The organism is Pseudoclavibacter sp. RFBJ3 (genome assembly GCF_002931375.1).
Classification (GTDB): domain Bacteria; phylum Actinomycetota; class Actinomycetes; order Actinomycetales; family Microbacteriaceae; genus Pseudoclavibacter.
Window position 1 is genome coordinate 1 of record NZ_PSXZ01000040.1, and the last position, 1,902, is coordinate 1,902.

The 1,902-nt window shown below is 69.0% G+C and carries 1 protein-coding gene; it reads right to left on the reverse strand.

The window, feature by feature from the left end:
• Positions 1-258: 258 nt before the first annotated feature.
• The gene (locus C5E07_RS19040) at positions 259-1,137 is read right to left on the reverse strand and encodes a hypothetical protein (protein ID WP_104245001.1); all 879 of its coding nucleotides are present in this window, start codon (positions 1,135-1,137) and stop codon (positions 259-261) included.
• Positions 1,138-1,902: the final 765 nt, after the last annotated feature.

Consider the following 1,902-nt stretch of genomic DNA (forward strand, 5'->3'; position numbering starts at 1 on the left):
GTTGTGGCCCGGTGCTCCACAACCGCTCGCCAACCACACCAAGCCACAACTATGCCGCCGCGAACGCCGCAAACAGCGCGTTCCCGGAACCTTCAGCCCCGCCCCGCGCCCCGAGGCCCCATCCCGCACCCGGTTCCCGCCCCCTCGCCCGCGCCCCGCACTCAAAGTTGTGGCCCGGTGCTCCACAACCGCTCGCCAACCACACCAAGCCACAACTATGCCGCCGCGAACGCCGCAAACAGCGCGTTCCCGGAACCTTCAGCCCTGCCCGAGACGTTCGGCGCGAAGCCGCTTCGCGTAGTCGGTGAAGGCCTGCAGGCCACCGGCAGGCACGAGGTCAGCGACAGTGAGACGCACGTGCCGCATCCCCACACTCTCGATCTCCCTGCTGCGCGTGATGTCCAGGCGCCACTGGCGCTGACTCGTGCGATGCCCGTCGCCCTCGTAGTCGTATCCGATGCGAGCTTCGCGATCGACGAGGTCGATTCGGGCCACCTGGCGCGCTCCCGACATGAGCGGGACGTTGATATCTGGTTCCGGATAACCGGAATCCACCAAGGCGATCCGCGTCGTCGACTCCCAAGGCGACTCGACGCGCTCGCGAATGCGCAGCGTGGCAGACCGCAGCACGGCGGCGCCCGCGCATCCCGACCAGGCATCAGCAATGGCTGCCAGACGATCCCGCGTCGTCAGCGCTTGAGGCCAAGTGCGCCCTGGATAGTTGTCCGCGTCCGAGATGAGGGCGTCGCCGACCTGCACGAGCTCAAGCTCGTCCAGGTGACGGGCGAGGAGACAAAAGGTGAGCTCCGGTGAGGCCACTGGGAGACCCCCGATCCGGCCGAGGCTCCAGAAGCGCGGCGGGACGGACCTCGCTGTCACGCCCTTCGCGCGGGGCGGGTTCCTCCCCTTGGGCACGATGACATGGACCAACGCGTCGGCCAGGAGTCTCAACGGAAGGGGCAGTCCGTAGAGCCGGGCGGCGGAGACACCGCCGAACGCCTGGTTCGGAGACATGACCGGCCAGTAGCTGCGGTCGAGCTCCTGCATGCGGGCGGCCAAGGCAGCGAACTCGTCACTCGCCCCGCGCACTCCGACGGAGGCCTCGGCAGTCTGCGGTTCCGGCATCGGCTGCGGCACGCGCACTCCGCGGAATGGCCGCGCCTCAGCGCTGTTGCGCAGCCGGGACTTCGAGACACCTGCTGCTCGGGCCTCGGCCACGCTGAATGCCGCGAACCGCAGGTCGAACGGCAACTGAATGCGCGGCTCCCGCCTGCCCGCACGGCCTGCACTGCCCGCTCGGCCCGCTGGGCCCGCACCCGAGATTCCATGCCGGTCAGCATCATCCGCGCCGCCACCTTGTCCCATTGCTCGAACGTAGACGCGTTGCGACCGCCACGACGATCACCGTCGATAGCTGTGGACAGCTCGGCCAGAGCAAGGTGAAGAACATGGGCATTGTGGCTGAGGCTCACTCCCCGCCTCCCTCCTCCACCCGGCCCCCACCGCCCCGCCCCGCACCGGCGCAGAGTTGTGGCCAAGTGCGACCAGACCCGCGCCCGACCGCACTAACCCACAACTCTGCGCCGGGGCGGGGGCGAGGGCGAGGGCGAGGGCGAGGGCGAGGCGTCGCGAGAGGCGTCGCGAACGTCGCGGAGGGGGGACGTCTAAACCAGGAGAAAAGTTGTGGCCAGGTGCGACCAGACCGGCTGCCGACCGCACTAACCCACAACTTTGCGCCGGGGCGGGGCGAACTTCTCTGAGGCAGGGCGGGGCGTCGCGAGGAGCAGCGCGAACGTCGCGGAGGGGGGACGTCGCGGAGGGGGGGACGTCGAAACCAGGAGAAAAGTTGTGGCCAAGTGCGACCAGACCGGCTGCCTACCGCACTAACCCACAACTCTGCGC